This window comes from Bifidobacterium sp. W8103 (assembly GCF_016100775.1).
GTDB classification, from domain to species: Bacteria; Actinomycetota; Actinomycetes; order Actinomycetales; family Bifidobacteriaceae; genus Bombiscardovia; species Bombiscardovia choladohabitans.
Genome location: NZ_JACFRV010000001.1, coordinates 368,533 through 390,570 on the forward strand (window position 1 = coordinate 368,533; position 22,038 = coordinate 390,570).

Genomic DNA, 22,038 nt, shown 5'->3' on the forward strand with positions numbered 1-22,038 from the left:
GCTTGCACCCTCGCACAGAGGAATGGGGATTTGCGCAACGTCGGGGAAGTCTCCAAGGGTATCTCAACCGGTAGGGGGCCGGTGGGACAGCCTTTGGGGAAGGGGATTTTACTTACCATGCGTCAGCGTCAGCACACGTCTATCGGACCGGCTGCAGCAGTCTGTTTTCTGCTCTCTGTCATCCTGCCTTTAGGCCTTCTTGCCGGCACCAGCGCCGATGCCAGCGAGCCTGCTGTGGCCGGTACGAGCGCGCCAGCCACAACAGGAGGCACAGGGGGGGGGGGGTCGGCAGACCCCTGGCGTAGCTGAGCAAAATTCCGGCGTTTCCCCCAGCGAGGCAACGCCGACAACCGTACCTTCGATGCCCCAATCACCGCTGGCCACACCATCGCCTTTACACACATCGTCGCCCCTGGAGCCAATTCAACCTACAGCATCCGCTGCGCCAAGCACGAACGTCGAAAATCCCCAGACCCGCTCAGCCGCCCAATACACCATCAAGTTCACTGATACAGAGGGCGGGACCACCACACCCGATCAGACCGTCGATGAAGGCGCCCAAGCGCAGAGGCCTGCCGACCCAGCCCGACCCGACTATTCGTTTGATGGCTGGTTCATCAGCGGCACTTTGACCGCCTACGACTTCAGCCAGCCCGTCACCGGCGACATGACTCTGGAAGCCCGTTGGACCAAAAACGGTGATGTCTGGGACCTCTCACCCACCCAAGGCCCCACAGCTGGCAACACTCTTATCACCCTTACTGCACCTCCTGCCCGGACCATCCGCTTCAGCCAGTTCAGTGCAGGATACCAATACTCCGTGGCGGTGGGATCAGACGGCAGCATCTACCACTGGGGAGAAATGTATGGCTCCGACTACAACTGGCAGCCAAGCAGGGAAGACACCCCAGCCGGACTTCGCTTCATCCAGGTCAGTGCAGGTTACGATCACTCCCTGGCCCTTGATTCAGAAGGGAACCTGTACAGCTGGGGCAGCAGCAGTTATGGTCAGCTTGGGCGCGGCACCGGCACCACGCCAGCCGACACTCCAGGAAAGGTGGACGCCCCTGCAGGAGTTCGTTTCACCCAGGTCAGCGCAGGAAAGTACCACTCAGAAGCATTAACCTCGGACGGCAGCATCTACAGCTGGGGATACAACAGCGACGGCGAACTGGGACGCGAGACCATCACCACGCCGAGCGCCAGGCCGGGCAAAGTGGACACCCCGACCGGAATCCGTTTCACCCGGATCACCTCCGGATATGACTACTGCATGGCCTTCGACACTGATGGGAACTTATACAGCTGGGGAGGCAATGGTCATGGTCAGCTAGGCCGCGACACCAGCACCACGCCGGCCGACAGTCCGGGAAAAGTGGATCCTCCTGCTGCCGGAGTCCGCTACACGCAAGTAATTGCCAAAGGCATGCACTGCCTGGCCTTGGATTCGAATGGGGTGCTCTACAGCTGGGGATACAACAATTTCAGCCAGCTGGGACGAAACACCGGCAGCGCAAGGATCAACCCGCGAGGCAAGGTCAACGTGCCCACAAAGACACGCATAATCCAAATCAGTGCGGGAGACTGGAATGGCTTCGCCTTGGACGACCAAGGGATCCTATACACGTGGGGAAACAACAGCCATGCGCAACTGGCAAGGCCATATTGGAATACGACAGATCCACAACCAACTAAAATCGACCCGCCAGCGAAGAACGTCAACTACACCCAGGTTATCGGAGGCGGCGATCATGCTGTGGCAATCGGCTCCGACGGCAACCTCTACAGCTGGGGACGCAACTCCAACGGCCAACTGGGACGAGACACCAAGAAACGGGATTCCTATCAGCCAGGTACGATTCCCCTGACTAACCATGCCGCGATCACCAGCATCGAATTCGGCGGGACACCGGGCACAGGGCTGGCCGCCAACGCGGACGGCACCTGGAGCGTCACCACTCCGCCGCACAGCAAGGGATGGGTGAATGTCACCATCTCCTGGAGCATGAACGGGCCGCAGCCGGACGCATACCTGTCCTACACATACACTGGGCCCAAATACAAGGTAGGATTCACATCCACGGACGCTGCCTGTCCGACGCCTTCAGGCATGCCGGCAGACCGGTCCGTCATAGAGGGCGGGCAGGTCAAGCGCCCTTATCCGGATCCAAAAGCAGACGGTTGTCTGTTCGATGGCTGGTTCCTCAAGGATGCCAAAGGCGGTTCCAATGTGGCTTATGACTTCAGCCATCCGGTCGCCGGAGACATCACGCTGATCGCCCACTGGAGCCCAGCCGACACCGGCGGGTGGTCGATCAACCCGGCCAAGGGCAGCGCCCTGGGCGGCCAGCAGGCGACCATCACACCGCCCAAGATAAGCCGGGGCATCCGCTTCAACCAGGTCAGCGCCGGCGGCTACCAGGCCGGGGACTTCCGCGGATTCTCCGTGGGCGTGGCCAGCGACGGGAACGCCTACGCCTGGGGCAGCAACCAGCAGGGCCAGCTCGGCCAGGGCACTACCAGCAGCACCCCGCAGAAAACGCCGGTCAAGGTCCCCCTGCCCGACGGCGTGCCAGCCGGTTTCACCTACACGCAGGCCGTGGCAGGCGGCTACCACGTGTTGGCCGTCGGCAGCGACGACATCGTCTACAGCTGGGGGGCCAACGACCACGGGCAGCTGGGCGACGGCACCACCACAGACCATTCCAAGCCGCAACCCGTCAAAGGCGAGTATGGCCAGCCCTTCAAAGCCGTCCAGGTGAGCGCCGGCGCCTACGACTCAGCCGCTATCGACCAGCAGGGACGCGTCTACACCTGGGGCAGCGAAAACAACAACTACACCGCATACAGCAGGTCCAAACCGACGCCGACACTGGCCAAGGACCCCAATGGCTCAAGCCAGGGACTGCACGCGGCCCAGGTCAGCCTCGGATGGAGCTTCATCATGGCCATGGACACGGACGGCAGCCTCTACAGCTGGGGATACGACAACTACGGGCAGCTTGGCAACGGCACGGCCACAGGAGAGTACAGCACCACATACACCGCAGATCCGGCACCCGTACCTGACCCCGGGAACACCAGCAGGACCTTCAAAGCCGCGCAGATCAGCGCAGGAGCCAACCACGCCCTAGCCATCAGCCAGGACGGCGCAGCCTGGGCGTGGGGTTACAACGACCACGGGCAGCTGGGCGACGGCACGAAAACCAGCAAGCCCTCCCCCAAGCGGGTGCCAAGCCCCACAGGCTCCAGCCAAGGATTGCAGGCCGCATGGATCAGCGCCGGCGTGCATCACTCCCTGGCCATCGACCAGAACGGCGCAGCCTGGGCATGGGGATGGAACACCGACGGCCAGCTCGGCGACGGGGGCACCAGCGACCAGCCAAAGCCCACGCGAGTATCGCCGCCCGCCGGCCAAGACAAGGCCGGCAGCGGGCTCGCAGCAGCGCGCGCCAGCGCAGGACGAAACCACTCCCTGGCCATTGGCCAGGACGGTAACGCCTACGCCTGGGGCGACAACGCATACGGCCAACTTGGCGACGGGGGCACGACTCAGAGCAGCACCCCGGCCCTGATCGCCTTCAACCCGGAGCTGCTGATCACCGACGTCAGCTTCGACCAGACAGTGGTCGACGCCCTCCGGCAGAACGCTGACGGTTCCGTCACCCTGACCACCCCCGCCCATAATCCGGGCCTGGCTGACGTGATTGTGGATTGGACACTTGGCGGTACCAGCCAGACCCAGGCGCACCTGGCTTACACCTACGAAGGCATGCTGCCTCGCGCAGGCAGCAGCGGGACCATGATCCTGCTGGCCGCAGGAATGCTCGCCGCCGCAGGCGCCATCGCAGCCGGACGCCACCAGCGGGAAGCACAAAGCCTGCAAGCCTTGAAGACTTCACACGAGTAAGCAGCCAGGCCACACCCCAAGGTGGCCCGGTCAGACAGGGTGGCCCCGCAGACCCCAACTCAGCGGAGCCACCTACCCCCCCCCCTTATCTCATTCCCCTGTCACATCAACCCCAGCTGCAAAAGGAAAACAACGCAATATAGACACCCACAAGGCAGCGGCTGACACCGGCACTTCCGCCGAATTCCAGTCCCGCAGTCAATGTGTGTAGAGCGTGGTAGCATGATGAGATAGAAGCCGGGACCGTTCCCGGCGTGCAGCTCGTTTTTCTTGGGATTTTTATTAACGGGCCGTTGATTTTGAGGAAGGGGATCGCACCCATCATGCGTCATCGTCGGAAAAAGCAGATTCGGTCATCCACTGTTGCTGGCCTTCTGCTCGCGATTATCCTGCCTACCAGCCTTCTGACTGGCTTCGCTGCCACTGCCGAGCCGGTCATGAACGATTCCAGTGCAGCCAGCGCGAGCGCGCAGACTGCTCTAGAAGGCACCGGGGGGGGGGGGGTCGACCGACCGCTCGGGTAGATAAGCAAAACCCCGGCACTTCCTCCAGCACCATAATCTCGCAGAGCCCGTCAACAAAACCCGCGACACCTTCTTCACCTACAGCAACCCCAAACACCTCAGCAACACCATCAACGCCTTCCACTGCCCCAGACACATCGGAATCGCCGTCGGCTACTACCGCACCCCAGAATCCCACCAAGCCGACTCCCTCTTCCGACTCCTCCCCTGCTCCTACGGCCACCCCGTCTGACAGTGATTCCAATAATGCTGACAAGGCAAACGAAAGCAACGGAAACTCGGTCCAGCCACGCTTGGCCACAACATACACAGTAACTTTTGACAGCACAATAGGTTCGTCAACACAAAAGTCAACGCTCAGCCGTGGAAGCAGGGTGGTACGTCCCCCAGACCCCTACTGCAAAGGCTATTCCTTTGTCGGCTGGTTCATTGGGGATGTCGCCTATGACTTTACCCAGCCCGTCACCGAAAACCTCACGCTGACAGCCCGCTGGGTCAAGGGTCTCAATTCCTGGAGTCTCAGCCCCAACCATGGTCCTGCCACCGGCAACACGACAGCAACCCTGACCCCGCCGGCCATAGGAGATATTCGCTTCAGCCAGTTCAGCGCAGGAAAAGACTTTTCACTAGCCCTTGACTCGCTCGGAGTGCTATACAGCTGGGGCAACAACAGCGAGGGGCAGTTGGGACGCACACCCACCGCCAGCGAACCTGCCGATCGGCCTGGACGAGTAGACGTTCCAGGCGGCACTCGCTTCATCCAGGTCAGCGCAGGAGACGAATTTGTTGTGGCCATCGATATCAGTAACCATCTATACAGCTGGGGAAGCAATGAAAAAGGCCAGTCAGGACTAGGTCTCGTCCACTCATCAAGTCCCGTGCCAAATCAGGTGGTCCCATCTACAAATTCCTCCAAAAGCTTTGTTCAGGTCAGCGCAGGACCAAACTATGTGCTGGCCACATGCTCGGACGGAACTGTGTACAGCTGGGGAGACAACAGCAGCGGCCAGCTGGGACGCGAAACCGACGAACTCCATGGTGACTCGTCGATTTATGGGCACGCGTACCCGAACCCAATACCGCTTCCAAAAGGCGTAAAGTTCACCCAGGTGTCCGCGGGCGGCACGGCTTCCTTTGCACTCGCCTCTGATGGCAGCGTCTACAGCTGGGGAGACAACAGCAACAGCCAGCTGGGACGCACCCCCACCGCCAGCGAACCGGCCAATCAGCCATACAAGATGGATACTGCGGACGGTTTGAGCTTCACCCAGGTCAGCGCAGGATACCGCCACACACTGGCTGTTGATTCAGATGGCAATGCATACTACTGGGGGTATGGCAGCACCAGCCAGCCCAGCAAGGTAGCCCTGCCTGACGGCATCAGAACAAGGCAGGTCGGCGCGGGATACGACTATTCTCTGGCGACTGGTTCCGACGGCAACATCTACAGCTGGGGAGACAACAGCAGCGGCCAGCTGGGACGAGATACAGGTGGTGAAACCACAAACCAGCCGGGCAAAGCGAACATGCCCGATGGCATCACCTATACTCAATTCAGTGCGGGGTACAGGCACATCCTGGCTATGTGCTCGGACGGCTACCTCTACGACTGGGGAGACGACAGCAGCGGCCAGCTGGGTGCCGGGAACACCAGCAGTGTGCCAGTTACCACACCAAACAAGGCCGACTTCCCACAAGCATTCAAATTCATCAGCGCCAAGCTGGATGGAACCCCGATTACCGACTTGACCAAGAACCAGAACGGCACCTTGAGTTTCCGCACCCCAGCGCACGAAAAGGGCCGGGTGGACCTAACAGTCGCATGGATCAGGAACGGCCATCAGCCCGATGCACACCTGCCCTACAAGTATGATGGTTCCACGTACACAGTCACTTTCGACGGTGCAGGCGGTACACCAACACCAGATGCCCAGCGGGTCATGGATGGCGATCAGGCCGTCCGCCCCGACAAGGATCCGGCCAAGGACGGCTATCTGTTCGACGGCTGGTTCCTCAAAGACTCCAAGGGCGACTCCAATATAGCCTACGACTTCAATCAGCCCGTCACCGGCGACATCACCTTGGTCGCCCACTTCAGTCCCGTCTCGCACTGGACCATCGACAAGAAAGAAGGACCGCAAACCGGCGGCCAGAGCGTCAAACTCACCCCGCCGCAAGGCCCACGTGGAATCCGCTTCTCTTGGATCCAAGCGGGACAGGATTTTTCCCTGGCTCTCGGTTCAGACGGCAACCTTTACAGTTGGGGGACAAACTATAATTACCAACTTGGACACACCCCCTCAGATAAGCCTGTCGTGGTGGAAACTCCCGCCGGAGTCCGCTATACCCAGGCCGCTGCAGGACAAAAGTTCGCCTTGGCCCTTGGCTCAGACGGCTATGTATATACCTGGGGAAGCAACGATTGTGAACAGCTGGGACGCAATACCTTCGCCAACAATCGCAATCCCCCAGACAAAGTGGCACCGCCTGCGGGAATCCACTACACTCGAGTCTACGCGGGCGATAGCTTCGCCTTGGCATTAGGCTCCGATGGCAACCTCTACGCCTGGGGAGACGATAGAGAAGGCGCACTAGGGCAAGGCAGGTCAGGATTAAAGAGCAGAGACCCTCTTAGAGTCGCTGCACCCGAAGGCATCACATTCACCCAGGTTTTCACAGGTCCATTCAGCAAGCATGTCCTTGCCCTGGGCTCGGACGGCAACCTCTACAGCTGGGGATACAACAATTCGTTCCAACTGGGCCGCCAACGTAGTACGACAACTGACCTATATGACCCTCTGCCCTACAAAGTAAAGGCCCCAACCGGCGTCACATTTACACAAGCCAGCACGGGCCTGAACTTCTCGCTGGCTCTCGGCTCCGACAATAATCTCTACAGTTGGGGAGGCAACAACAAAGATCAGTTGGGAAACACGGCACTGATTTCTGCGACCCCTTCCAGGGTCGTCATGCCGTCAGATGTTCATTTCACCCGGTTTGTGGCGGGAAGTTACTTTGCCCTCGCCACAGGATCTGACGGCAACCTCTACAGTTGGGGATACAACGATTGCGGACAACTCGGACGCACCACCAGCGGCAAATCCGACTATCTGCCTACCAAAGTGGACGCTCCAGCCGGCATCACCCTCATCCAGCCTCAGGCAGGAGGCAATCACTCTTCAGCCATAGGATCGGACGGCAACACCTACAGCTGGGGAAAGAACGACCAAGGTATGTTGGGACGCGACATCAGCGGTGACCATGATCCGCATCCAGGCAAGATCATTTTCCCTGGAATCGGTATTCCCAAACTCGTTCAGTTCGGCAATACGAGCGGAATTTATCCGACAGCCAACAATGACGGCACTTGGAATGTGACTACGCCGCCTTACACACCAGGGCCGGTTACGGTAACCATCAACTGGACGCTGAACGGGGTTACGCAACTCCCTGACACCAGCAACACCTACCTGTACACCTCCATCAGCGTCCTGCCTCGGGCCGGCGGCACCGGCATATTCCTGCCCCTCGCCGTTGGTCTGCTCATCATCACAGCAACCATGGCAGCGCGACGCATGAGAAAGGCCAGAAGCCTGAATCAGTAGACTTCGCACGAGTAAGCAGGCCCGGATTACGTCTATCCCCAAATTATGACGATCCTGGCCCTACAGGGTGGCCCCGCAATCCCCCAACACAGCGGAGCCACCCTTCTTTATTCAACCGGGTGTTGCATTCACCCGGGTGTTGCTTTCACTCTTGCCCGTCCGCGCATGATAGACTGCAATACAGCTGTCGGGATGGTCCCCGGCACACGTCTCGTGAAGCGACTTGGGGATTTTCATCATCGAGCCACCTGTTTGGGGAAAGGGGTTCGCAGCCATCATGCACCATAGGGATGCTTCTGCCCGGCCATGCATTGCCGCGAGCCTTCTGCTTGCCATCATCCTGCCCGCATGTCTGATCATGGGCAGCCTCGCCACAGCCGACACCGACACCAACACCGACACAAGCCAGCCAACGCTGCAGACCACGCCGACGACACCCCGGTCCCCATTGACACCAACACCCTCGCCACTGAACACCACACCCTCGCCACTGAACACCACACCCGAACACGATCAAACACCTGACAGCCGCCCCCAGGCACGCTCAACAAGGCACACCGTCACCTTCGACAGCGCCGACGGCAGCAGCATCGACCCTCAAAACGTCGATGACGGCGCACTGGCCAGCCGGCCCGCCAAGGACCCGACCCGGGACGGCTACCTGTTCGACGGCTGGTTCACCGGCAATCTTGCCTACGACTTCACCCAACCCGTCACTGCAGACCTCACCCTGACCGCCCACTGGACCAAGGGAACCAGTGCCTGGAGCCTCTCCCCCACCTCCGGGTCAGCCGCCGGAGGCGACAAGATCACCTTGGTCCCACCCGCCAAACCCGGCGTACGATTCAGCCACATCAGCTCGGGTCTATGGCATACCTTGGCTATGGGCTCGGACGGCAACCTCTACAGCTGGGGACAAAACAAAGCAAGTCTGGGACGCGACACCAATGAGACACCAGCCACCGCACCGAGCAAGGCGCCAGAAGGCACCCCAGGCCTGGTCACCCCTCCGACCGGCGTCCACTTCACCCAGACCAGCGCAGGAATGAGCCTTTCCCTGGCCATGGGCTCGGACGGCAACCTCTACAGCTGGGGACTAAACGACAACGGGCAGCTGGGACGCAGCACCACCATCACGCCAGCTGACAGACCGGGCCTGGTCACCCCGCCGACCGGCGTCCACTTCACCCAGTTCACCGCCGGATACTCGCAATCCCTGGCCATCGGCTCGGACGGCAACCTCTACAGCTGGGGAGACAACAGCCGAGGCCAGTTGGGACGCGACACGGGATCAGCGACCTACGACGCCACGCCAGGCAGAGTGTCAATGCCGACAGGCATCACCTGCACCCAGATCAGCGGGGGAACCTTCTATTCCCTGGCTCTGGGCTCGGACGGCAACATTTACAGCTGGGGAGACAACACTCAGGGCGAACTCGGACGCAACACCAACAGCGAACAGCCAGGAACCCTGCCGAACAAAGTGATCCTGCCGAAAGACGTTACGAAATACACCGCGATTGCCGCACAGGGATGGTGTTCTCTGGCCATGGGCTCAGACGGCAACCTCTACAGCTGGGGTTACAACAGCTACGGCCAGATGGGACGAGATACCGACACACCAACACAAAACATCGATCCAGGCAAAGTGACGCTGCCCATAGGCGTCACGAGATTCACCCAGTTCGGCGCAGGAAACCAACACACCCTGGCCGTAGGCTCGGACGGCAACCTCTACAGCTGGGGGAGCAACAAATTCGGCCAGCTGGGGCGTGATGCCAACAGCTTGAGAAATGTCACACCGGGCAAAGTATCCCTGCCGGCAGGCATCAGCTGCATCCAGATCAACGCAGAAAATACCTCCTCCCTGATCCTAGGCTCGGACGGCAACCTCTACAGCTGGGGAGACAACAGCCGAAGCCAGTTGGGACGCACGACCACTGGTCGTTCTGACGCCCTCCCCGGCACAGTCACATTCCCCGAGGATCCCAGACCCGTCAGCGTCAGCTTCGGCGGGACGCCCGGCACCAACCTCATCACCGAGTCGAACGGCACCTGGAGCGTCATTACGCCCCAGCATGCAGCAGGCAAGACCGATGTCACCATCATCTGGGGCATGAACGGCCAGCAGCCCGACGCCCACCTGACCTACCAATACGTGAACACCTACCATGTCACTTTCTCTTCCGACAGTGACTCCCCTACAGCACCCTCGGGCATGCCGGGACCCCAGTCCGTCACCGAAGGCAGGCAGGCCACACGCCCGATCGCAGACCCGACCAAAGACGGCTTCCTGTTCGACGGCTGGTTCCTCAAGGACTCAAAAGGCGAATCCAAGGTGGCTTATGACTTCAGCCAGCCCGTCACCAGCAGCATCACCCTGGTCGCCCATTGGAGCCCTGTAGACATCGGCAGCTGGGCAATCAGCCCGAATAATGGCGATGCCCAGGGCGGCCAGCAGGTGACCATCACCCCGCCCAAAACCAGCCGGGGCATCCGCTTCAACCAGATAAGCGCCAGCGATAATTTTGCCGGTTTTTCTGTAGGGGTGACAAGCGATGGGAATGCCTACGCCTGGGGCGGCAACGACTACGGGCAGCTGGGCCAGGATCCGAGTACGACGGCCACACAGTACGCGCCGACCAAGGTCCCCCTGCCTGACGGCGCAGCTACCGGGTTCACCTACACGCAGGTCGCCGCAGGCGGAACCCACGTGCTGGCCATCGGCTCCGACCAGACCGTCTACAGCTGGGGACACAATCAATATGGCCAGCTTGGCGACGGCAGCAGGCAAGACCACTCCAAGCCACAGCCCGTCAAGGGCCCAGACGGACAACCCTTCAAGGCCACCCAGGTGACCGCCGGCTTCACCGATTCGGCAGCCATCGACCTGAATGGGCGCGTCTACGTCTGGGGCAGCGAAACCAACGACCAGGACACCTATAGCGCGCCCAAACTGACACCGGCCCTGGCCAAGGATCCCAGCGGCTCCGACAAGGGGTTGAAGGCGGTCCAGGTAAGCGCAAGATACAGCTTCCTCATGGCCCTGGACGCCGACGGCAACGTATACACCTGGGGATACAACAACCACGGACAGTTCGGCAACGGCCAAAGCACAGGAAAATACAGCACCGTATATGCTGCCGACCCAGCCCCCGTGCCCGATCCCAAGAACGCCGGCAAGACCTTTAAGGCCAGGATGATCAGCGTGGGCGAACTCCACGCGCTGGCCATCGGTCAGGACGGCACAGCCTGGGCATGGGGAAGGAACACATCGGGCCAGATTGGCGATGGCACGCTGACCGACCGGTCCACACCCACGCAGGTAAAAAACCCTGCCGATGCCAGCCAGGGATTCCAGGCCGCCCAAATCATCGCCGGAGCCACATATTCGCTGGCTATCGACCATAGCGGCACAGCCTGGGGATGGGGAGAAAACACCTTTGATCAGTTGGGCGGCAACCAGGGCACCTCCGAGCTGCTCGTCCCCTCACAAGTGTCACCCCCCGCAGGCCAGGACAACGCAGGCAAGGGGTTCATGGTCGCGCGGATCAGCGCAGGATCGGCTTGTTCCATGGCCATCGGTCAGGACGGCAAGAGCTACAGCTGGGGATACAACTACCGTGGGCAACTCGGCACGGGCAGCAACAACGGCACGAAGATCATTACGCCGACGCTGGTGGCGCTATATCCGCCGCCGCTGATTACCGGCGTAAGGTTCGACCAGACGGCAGCCAACAGCCTGCAGCAGAACGCGGACGGGTCAGTCACCCTGGCCACGCCAGCCCACAATCCGGGACTGTCTGATGTGATCGTGGACTGGTCCCTGGGCACCGCCAACCAGACCCCGACCCACCTCAGCTACACCTTCAAAGGCATCCTCCCCCTCACAGGCAACACGGGGGTACTCCTCCTGCTCGCCTCAGGCCTGCTTGCCGCCACCGGCGCCCTAGCAGCCGGACGCCACCAGCATGAATTCGCTTCGCTCGAGTAAGCGGTCGGGCCGCATCCCAAGAACGGCCCGGACATGATGGGTGGCTCCGCACCCCCCTGGAATCAGGGAGCCACCCATTTTCTTTTTTATCTCTGCGCCTAGAGGAAAATATCCGCATCCCAACTTGACATAATATTTTTTACTCGTTTTATCCGAGTGTTGCTCCCCTTAAGACCCGAACCTGCATGCTAGCGTTCTTTCTAGCTACCGGGAACGTGCCCGGCATGCGACCGATGAAAAAACTTGGGGTTTTCATCATCGGACCGCCTTATCTTGGGAAAGGGGTTTGTAGCGATCATGTGCCATCCGGACGCGTCTTCCCGGTCAGCCATTGTTGTAGACATTTTGAAAGTTATTGTCATTCTTCCAGCCAGCATGATCATCGGCGGCCTCACTGCGGCCGACGCCATCGCGAAACCGATCGGCCCGGCCCAGCCGACCAGACTGGAAGAAACTACAGCAGACCAGCAAACAGACGCATCCGTCGGTACGGCAGCAAGCCGTGCTCAGGCAGGTTCAACTTCATATCGGGTCGTCTTCGACAGCGCCGACGGCAGCGACATCGACTCCCAGAACGTCAAGGACGGTGCTTTGGCCAGCCGTCCCGCGCAAGACCCGACCAGGGACGGCTACCTGTTCGATGGCTGGTTCGCCAAAGACGCCAACGGCGACTCCAAGGTGGCCTACGACTTCACCCAACCCGTCACCACAGATCTCACCCTGACCGCCCACTGGACCAAGGGCACAAGCGCCTGGAGCCTCTCCCCCGCCTCCGGGAAGACTGGAGGATACGCCAAAATCACCCTGACCCCGCCCACCAAACCAGACATACGCTTCAGCCACATCATCCCGGCAGAAGAAGACGGGTCCCAGGCCATAGCCTCGGACGGCAACCTCTACCGGTGGGGGGACAACAACTACAAGTTGGGAACCCCCGAAGAAGAAAAACGCACACCGAGCCTGGTCAACCCGCCGGCCGGCGTCCGCTTCACCCAGGTCAGCGGAGGATCCTCTCATTCCTTGGCCCTGGGATCGGACGGCAACCTCTACAGCTGGGGATACAACAAACAAGGCCAACTGGGACGCGAGACAACCGGCGAACCCAAGAGAGACAATCAGCCGGGGCTGGTCACTCCTCCGGCCGGCGTACACTTCACCCAAGCCTGCGTAGGATCCTGGCATTCCCTTGCATTAGGCTCCGATGGCAACCTCTACAGCTGGGGCGCAAACAGCTACGGGGAGCTGGGACGCGACACGGGTTCAGCCACATATGATGCCAAGCCAGGCAAGGTGAACCTGCCGACAGGCGTCGCGAAAATCACCCAGATCCGCGCAGGGACCTTCTACTCCATGGCTCTGGACTCGGACGGCGACCTCTACAGCTGGGGAGACAATACTTATGACGAGCTGGGACGTTACACCGGCGACCTTGACTTCAAAGACCGCACACCGCGCAAAGTCTCCACCCCGCTTGGCGTCAAGAAATACACGTGGATCGCGATTGGAGAGTGGACATCCCTGGCCATCGGCTCGGATGGCAACCTCTACAGCTGGGGTTGGAACGAATCTGGCCAGCTGGGACGCAACACCGGATCAGCAACACAAGACCGCAGACCACGCAAGGTGAACATGCCGGCAGGCGTCAAGAAGTTCACCCAGATCAGCACAGAACGCAGGTACTCCCTGGCCATCGGCTCGGATGACAACCTCTACAGCTGGGGAAGCAACGATTGCGGCCAGCTGGGTCGCGACACCGGATCAGCCAGATATGAGGCCAAACCCGGCAAGGTGACCATGCCGACGGGCATCGCAAAATTCACCCAGGTCAGCGCCGGCTATTCCCACTCCCTGGCCATCGGCTCGGATGGCAACCTCTACAGCTGGGGATACAACCAGTACGGCGAATTGGGACGCCCCACCAGTGGCAGGTACGACAGCCGCCCCGGCATGGTCGCCTTCCCCGAGGATCCCAAGCCCGATAATGTGAGTTTCGGCGGGACGCCCGGCAGCAACCTCGACGCCAACCCGGACGGCACCTGGAGCGTCACCACGCCCCCACATGACCATGGCAGAGTTGATGTAGTCATCACCTGGAAGATGAACGGTGAGCGTCCAGACGCGCGTCTGTCCTACAGATACCTGGGCAATTACCTTATCGTTTTCGACCCCGACGGTGGCACTGGGTTCGGTTTCCAACCCGTGACCGAGGGAAACCGACTGAAACCCCCCGCCAAGGATCCAACCAAGAATAAACACCTGTTCGACGGCTGGTTCATCGGCGACACAGCCTATGACTTCAGCAGGCCGGTCACCGGCTCGGCGACTCTGACCGCCCACTGGAGCAGTGCCGACAGCAACAGGTGGAAGCTCGACAAGGACAACGGGCCTGAGACCGGTGGCCAAACCGTCACGCTGACCCCGCCACCGGAACGCGGCATCCGGCTCAGCCAAGCCGATGCAGGAGACATCCATTCCGCAGCCGTGGGCTCCGACGGCAGCCTCTACACCTGGGGGGACAACGACAGCCATGGGCAGCTGGGCCGCGACACTGCCGGCAAGCAGGACAGCCACCCGAGCAAGGCGGATACCCCTGCAGGCGTCAACTTCATCCATGTCAGCGCGGGCTACGGATTTTCCGTGGCCCTGGGCTCCGACGGCAGCCTCTACAGCTGGGGAGACAACACCCACGGCGAGCTCGGGCGCACAGTCACCAGCGGCACCCCAGCCAACAGGCCCAACAAGGTTGAGACCCCGGCAGGCATCACCTTCGTCCAGGCGAGCGCAGGAGGATCTCATGCCGTGGCTCTGGGCTCGGACGGCAGCCTCTACACCTGGGGCGACAACGGCACCGGCCGGCTGGGACGTACCGTCACCAGCGGCTCCCCCGCTGACAAACCCGACAAGGCCGACACCCCGGCAGATGTTACTTTCACCAGTGTCAGTGCAGGCCAGGGCCACACGGTGGCCGTGGACACACAAGGCGAGATATACACCTGGGGAGACAACACCCACGGCGAGCTCGGGCGCAACACCGGCAGCACCCCCGCAGACAAGCCCGGCAGAGCCGACACCCCGGCTGGCGTCACCTTCACCCAGGCCAGCGCAGGCGTAAGCCACTCCGTGGCCGTGAGCGACGACGGCAGCCTCTACACCTGGGGCAACACCGGCAGCACCCCCGCAGACAAGCCCGGCAAGGTCGACACCCCGGCTGGCGTCACCTTCACCCAGGCCAGCGCAGGAGGCAAGCATTCCATCGCCTTGGGTTCCGACGGCAGCCTGTACACCTGGGGCGACAGCGGCAAAATCTCGGCAGGCAGGCCCAACAAGGTGGATACCCCGGCAGGGATCACCTTCACCCAGGCCAGCGCAGGTGCATCGTACTGCCTGGCCCTGGGATCTGACGGCAACCTCTACAGCTGGGGGGACAACGCCAAGGGCCAGCTGGGCCGCGACACCGGCGACACCCAGTCCGCCAGTCCAGCCAAGGACAACTTCCCCGAACTAGGCATCCCCACGCATGTCCTGTTCGACAATGTTGAAGCCTCCGACCTGACCAGGAACCCCGATGGCACCTGGACGGTTGCCACGCCGGCGCATATGCCCGGCATATCAACCGTCACCATCGAATGGAGGCTGAACGGAGCAGACCAGACCCCCGACACCAGCAACACGTATCGATACAACTCCATCAGCGTGTTGCCTAGGGCCGGCGGAGGCGGCCTGGTCCCCCTGCTGATCGCCGGGCTACTCGCCTTCGCATGCGCCGCAGCAGCCAGGCGCCACCGGATGGAAACCCTCAGCCGACAACAATAAAGACTTCCCTCGTGTAAGTAGGTCCGGGTTATCACTATCCCCAAACACCCCCGGACCACACGGGTGGCCCTAACTCCCCCAACGCAACGGGGCCACCCATATTCTTCCGCCAGACAACTTTGGCATCGCATGGCAGCCTGCCGGAATGGACAATATATGTAGCGCTACAATTATCATCAGCAATGCCGCCGACTCCGCCATCGCAGGCCTGTCCGAACGGCACCGCAAGGAGGAGCCATGACCGATGCGCGCCATCAATCCCAGTCCATGCAAAACCGTCCCGGGTCGGATGCCCACTTCAACCCGTCGCAGGTCCGTCTGACCCCCGGCAGCGTCTACGCCGATGCACAGCAGGCCGGCGCGGACTACCTGCTGAGCCTGGATCCCGATCGCCTTCTGGCCCCCTACCGGCGCGAGGCAGGCCTAACCGCCACAGCGGATCCATACCCCAACTGGGAGTCCATGGGTCTGGATGGCCACATCGGCGGCCACTACCTGTCCGGACTTGCGGCCTACTGGCAGACTCTGCGAACCTGGCCCTTCCTGGAGCGCGCCACCCGCATGCTGACCGGCCTGCTCGAGTGCCAGGAGGCCTCGGGCGACGGCTTCCTGGGCGGCATGCCTCACAGCGCCGAGCTCTTCCGGAACCTGCGGGAGGGTCACGTGCAGGCCCAGTCCTTCGATCTTCTGGGCTCCTGGGTGCCCCTCTACAACCTGCACAAGCTCTTCGCCGGCCTGTTGGACTGCTGGCAGTCCTTCCAAACCAAGAGCGCCTCCGAAATGGCCCGCGTCATGGTCCTGCGCCTGGCCGACTGGTGGTGCGACCTGGCAGACAGGATCGACGAACAGGAGTTCCAGACCATGCTGACCTGCGAGTACGGGGGTCTGAACGAGGCCTTCGCCCGCCTTTATCAGCTGACCGGAGAGGACCGCTATCTTCGCCAGGCCCGCCGCCTGACCGACCGTCCCTTCTTCGAGCCGCTGGCCGCCGGCAAGGACCAGCTGACCGGCCTGCACGCCAATACGCAGATACCCAAGGTCCTGGGCTACGAGCGTCTGGCCGAAATCACCGGAGACGAGACCTTCCGCACAGCCGTGGACACCTTCTGGCATGGTGTGGTGGACAAGCGCACAGTCTCCATCGGGGCCCACTCCATCTCCGAGCATTTCAATCCGCCGGACGACTTCTCGGCCATGGTCACCTCCCGCGAGGGCCTGGAGACCTGCAACAGCTACAACATGGCCAAGCTGGCCCTACGCCTCTACGACCGCGCCGGGCAGGCCCGCTACCTGGACTTCTATGAGCGGGTCCTGGTCAACCACCTGGTTTCCACAGTGGGCATCCGCGAGCACGGCTTCGTCTACTTCACCCCCATGCGACCCCGGCACTATCGGGTCTATTCCAGCGCCCAGCGCTCCTTCTGGTGCTGTGTGGGCACCGGCCTGGAAAACCACGCCCGCTACGGTGCCATGATCTTCGAGCGCCGCCCCGAAGAGGATCCCGGCCAGAAAACCGAGTCCCTGGCGGTCAACCTCTTCATCCCCGCCAGCCTGGACTGGTCCCAGCGCGGGCTACGGGTCAACCTGGCCTACGCTCCCGGCCCTGGAACCACCAATCTGGGCCATCTGGATCTGGAGGCCGACGGGGAAAGCCAGCAGACTCTGGACCTCGACATACGCCATCCCTGGTGGGTGGAGGATGCCGACTACCGGATTGCGCAAGGCCAGGCGAACTTGACCGTCGAGCCGGCGAAGTCCGATCCGGATGGCAGCCCCCGCTTCGACCACCTGCATCTGACCTGGACCGGCCGAATGAGCCTGGAGCTGTGCCATCGGGTCCGGGTGACTGCCGAGCCCCTGCCGGATGGGTCGGACTGGGTCAGCCTGCTGCGCGGCGTCAAGGTCATGGCTGCCCGTAGCGACGATGCCGACCTGATAGGCCTGAAGGCTGACGACTCCCGTGCCGGACACATCGCCTCCGGCCCCCTGCGTCCGTTGGGCGACCTGCCCGTACTCCAGGGAGAACCCCAGGACTTCCTGCTGCCCCACCCCCAGGACGACGGTGCCATAGAGGTGGCCGTCTCCAGACCAAAGGACGGGAAACCGGGATGGACCGATTCACGCCTGCTGCTGGTCCCATTCACCTCCATCGAGGCCTCCCGATATTCGGTCTACCTGCCCTGGGCGCAGGATGGCGATAAGGACCGTGTTCACCGGGCCCTGGAAGAAATTGATGCACAGGAGCAGGCCCACGAGCTCCAGGTCTGCGACCGGGTGGACTGCGGGTCCCAGCAGTCCGAAATCGACCACGAGTATCAGGGTAGGAATGACCGGCAGGAGCTGATTGAGGGAATCAACACCCGTCACGCCCTGGCCGGAGGCTGCTTCTCGTACCGGCTGCGGGATGCCACCGGCGGTGCGAAAATGCTGGAGGTGGCCATGCGGGACCAGGGCAGCGCCGCGCCCTACTCCCTGCGGACGGAAGGCCTGGAATTGGGCCAGCCCGTAAGAAGCCGCGAAAACGGCAGAGTACTGGACCGTTACCCCCTGACCGGTCATGGATTGGATGCCCTGCCCGACCGGGCCGTCAGGGTGCAGATCCAGGCCGGAGCCGAAGGTGCCACCCCTGACCTGCTGACTCTGGCGTTGATTCGCGGTTGAAGGGCTCAGGACCGGGCTGTGCTGCCAGCCTCCACCAGCGTGAAAGGCAGGACCACCTGCTCGGGCTGATGCCTGCCGGGCGGATCCTTCATCCGAGCCGTGAGCAGTCGCAGGCACTCCGCCGCCACCCGGTCCGTATCCACGCGAATGGTCGTTAGGGCGGGTGTGAGGAAGCGGGACACTTCCAGCCCGTCGAAACCGATCAGGGCCACCTGCCCGGGCACCCGAACCCCATGCTCCCCCAGCGCGTGCAGGGCCCCGATGGCCACCACATCCGTCAGGGCGAAGATCCCGTCAAAATCCCTGCGGCGAGACAGCAGGGCGGCCATGGCCTGGTCGGCGTTGCCCTGGTCCCACTCACAGTCGACCACATCTTCGGGCCCTATGCGGATTCCGTGGCCTTGTGCTGCCTGCATGGCCCCCAAGAGCCGCTGTTCCCGCCCCAGGCTGGACCGGGCCAGCTCGTCCGGGGCTTTGTAGGCGGCGCCAAGAACCAGAATCCGCCGGCAACCACGGTCTATCAGATGCTCGACTGCAGCCTGGGCACCCTTGCGGTTAGGACTGCGCACGGTGTCTACTGATTGGTCCAGTCGAGGCCCGTCGAAGACCACCAAGGGATAGCGTCGATTGAGCGCGGCAATGGAATCAGCGGATAGGGCCGGCGCGGACAGGATAGTCCCCTCGCAGAATTGGGTGGCGATGTCTGCCACCATGGATGACTCGTAGCTGGCCATCTGCCGGGTCTGCTGAATCAGCGTCTGATACCCCATGCTGAAGGCTTGATCCGATACCGCCGCCGCCAGGGCAGCAGAGAAGGGCGAACGGTCCAGCTCCACAGTGGAGAAGCCGATGATTCCGGATCTGCCCGAGCTGAGCCGCCGGGCCGCCAAATTGGGCCGATACCCCAGTCGTTGCGCCGCTTCCAGCACACGACGTGCCGTGGAGGGTTTGACCGATGGTTTGCCGCGCAAGGCATTGGATGCCGTCATCCTCGACACCCCGGCCTCGCCGGCCACATCGTCCAAAGTTGTCACTAAAGCCGTCGCTTCCCTCGCGCCTGATCCGTCAGCCCATTCTATCGCCGGGCAGACAAGGAACTTGAAGCTGAAATACGGGTTGCAATACGATGCTTGCTTGCTTTGTCTTCAGTGAGGCGGTAAACAGAGACGCTGTGCTGGTACGAAGCCCGAGGCTGGCTTGACCTATACGGATCCGATATCACAAACGGCGTCGTGTGTTCTTGTTTTTTCAGGTAGCATGATGAGTGTAGTGGTGTTGGGGAGTTGGCTGGGTTTCGATATGGCTTGTACGCCGGCGTGGGGGCTGGCTTGAGCAGTGGAGAGCTGGACGGCATCCTGACGGATAGGACGTTGTAAGCAGGGATTCATCGGCACGTTTCTGGGGATGTTCGAGGTGACTGTGTCCGGTGCGGGCGAAAGGTTGTCGGCTTATGCATCTGGGTACCCGTCTGCGTCGCGCCTCGGCGACGACGATCCTCCTGCTGGGCCTGCTGGCAGGCCTGGCAACGGCATCCGCCAACGCGGACGCTCCCCCATTCATCGAGTGGGGTCGTCAGACCCCCCACACAGCTGAACAAACCCCCGGCATCCCCCCCGGCAGCACAACCAGCACCCCACTGCCCTCACCCTCGCCAATACAAGCCACCACATCATTAAGTCCAACAGCAAGCCCAAACACTCCGTCATCGACGACGGGAACACCCGACAACACAGGATTCACTTCAACCAAGCCGTCCGATACCGCTGATCAAACTTCGCATGTGGTGAACTTCGACCCGGCCGACGGCAACACGCCTACCCAATCAACTGTGAAAACCGGCACCCTCGCCACTCCCCCGCAGCAGAACCCGCAACGTCCCGGCTTCCGGTTCGACGGGTGGACACGTGACGGCCAGCCCTACGTCTTCCAGACTCCCATCCTCCAGGACACCACCCTGAAAGCACACTGGTCGAAAACCACGGACTGGACGCTGAGCCCGGAGCACGGGCCCGCCACCGGCACTAGGCTAACCATCAAGCCGCCCAGCCTGCAGGAGCCTTACTATGTCAACGTCCATACCGCAGGAGAGCAGGTTATCGGCCTGACAGGCAACGGCCGCATCCACACCTGGACGCAGGACCACACACCCAAACAGGTTCCTTTCCCCGCCCAGGCTCACGAAGGGTTCCACTACCAGCAGGCCACAGCCGGCAGCCACCTGCAGGCAGCACTCGGATCCGACCAGCACATATACACCTGGGACAACCAGCAGCCCGCGCCTACGCTCTTCGACACCGGACAGGATGTCGGGTTCACCAGCATCAGCATGAACGGAGACCTGCTGCTGGCCGTGGACCGGCAGGGCCGAATCCACAGCCACCAGGCCGGCCAAGATCCGAAATCCACTGAGCGGGCCACGTTCAGCCTGCCCGGGCAGGCGCAGGCCGTCACCGCCGTCGCCTCCGGCATCCAGGCCCTCATCGTGGACGCGGACGGACAAGCCTGGACCTTGGAGACGATCAACACCGGGAAAGCCAAACCAGAACGCATCAAGCAGGACCCGGGCATGCGCATCGTCCAAGTCCAAGCCCTCAACCAGGGATTCCTCCTGCTGGACACAGACGGTCATACCCATCACCTGGCCGACAGCACAACCAGCATCACAGCTTTCAGCCTGCCAAAAAGCATGAAAGCCAGCCGGATCACCACCAACGACAGCCAGGCCCTCATCGTGGACAAGGACGGCCATATCTGGGCCTGGAAGCCCGGCGAAACACCCACCAGTGCGAATAAAGAGAACCAACGCTACATGCAAGCGGTTCGCATCGGCAGCAGGATCACCGCCTGGGACAGGCAGGGCGGCATCTACAGGTGGAGCCTGGACGGGCAGGGCCAGCCCGGCCAGCCAGTAAGAATCAGCACCATCATAGAATCCACCTTGGAATCAGCCAGCATGGACAGCCAGCCGCTTAAACTCACCAGGAACAACGGCTCATGGCAGGCGGACATGCCCGCACGCAAGCCAGGGCCAGCCGCCATTCTCATCACAGGTAGTCAGGACGGCCAGCCCTTCACCAAGAGCCTGAAGTACACGGTCGACCAGCCGCTGACACGAGGCGCGGAACCAAGATCCACGCTCACGGTCCGATTCAACACGGGCGGAGGAAAACCCGAACCAGCAGACCAGCATTTCCCCACCACCAACGGCAGGGTGAAGCGGCCCTCCCCCGACCCTACGCGCCAAGGCTTCCTGTTCGATGGGTGGTTCACCGGCGAGGTCGCCTACGACTTCAGCAAGCCCGTCACTAAGAATCTGACCCTGACCGCCGAGTGGACGCCGGCAAGCCGGAACAGCACGTGGAGCATCAGCCCGGACAAGGGCAGCCAGCTGGGCAGGGAATCCACCACCATCACCCCGCCAGACAGCGCCAGCCGGGGCATCAGGTTCAGCCAAGTCAGCGGATCAAAAAACAATATCTATGCTTTTTCCTTGGCTGTGGGCAGCGACGGCAACGCCTACGCCTGGGGAAC

Annotated in this window: 7 protein-coding genes; 6 read left to right on the forward strand and 1 reads right to left on the reverse strand. The window is 61.8% G+C overall.

Features of this window, described 5'->3' with window-relative positions; translation table 11 throughout:
• Positions 1-361 precede the first annotated feature (361 nt).
• From H3U90_RS01465 to H3U90_RS01485, 5 genes are all read left to right on the forward strand, one after another.
• Entirely contained in the window at positions 362-3,910 is a 3,549-nt protein-coding gene (locus H3U90_RS01465) for an RCC1 domain-containing protein (protein WP_198176762.1), read from the forward strand.
• A gap of 817 nt (positions 3,911-4,727) precedes the next feature.
• A complete protein-coding gene (locus H3U90_RS01470; protein ID WP_198176763.1) occupies positions 4,728-8,039 on the forward strand; it encodes an RCC1 domain-containing protein in 3,312 nt (1,103 codons plus the stop codon).
• 358 nt (positions 8,040-8,397) lie between these two features.
• Positions 8,398-12,033 (forward strand): RCC1 domain-containing protein, encoded by a 3,636-nt coding sequence (locus H3U90_RS01475; RefSeq protein WP_198176764.1) that lies wholly within the window; start codon positions 8,398-8,400, stop codon positions 12,031-12,033.
• 375 nt (positions 12,034-12,408) lie between these two features.
• On the forward strand, positions 12,409-15,846 hold the full coding sequence (locus H3U90_RS01480) for an RCC1 domain-containing protein (protein WP_198176765.1): 3,438 nt from the start codon (positions 12,409-12,411) through the stop codon (positions 15,844-15,846).
• Positions 15,847-16,083: 237 nt separating this feature from the next.
• Entirely contained in the window at positions 16,084-18,507 is a 2,424-nt protein-coding gene (locus H3U90_RS01485; protein WP_198176766.1) for a beta-L-arabinofuranosidase domain-containing protein, read from the forward strand.
• Positions 18,508-18,512: 5 nt separating this feature from the next.
• Here the strand turns inward: H3U90_RS01485 and H3U90_RS01490 are convergent, their stop codons facing one another.
• Positions 18,513-19,541, reverse strand: a complete 1,029-nt coding sequence (locus H3U90_RS01490) for a LacI family DNA-binding transcriptional regulator (RefSeq protein WP_198176767.1) — start codon at positions 19,539-19,541, stop codon at positions 18,513-18,515.
• Between the two features lie 416 nt (positions 19,542-19,957).
• Between H3U90_RS01490 and H3U90_RS08250 the strand changes: the two genes are divergently transcribed.
• Positions 19,958-22,038: InlB B-repeat-containing protein (locus H3U90_RS08250; protein ID WP_232345938.1), on the forward strand; the 2,081-nt coding region annotated here is incomplete at its 3' end.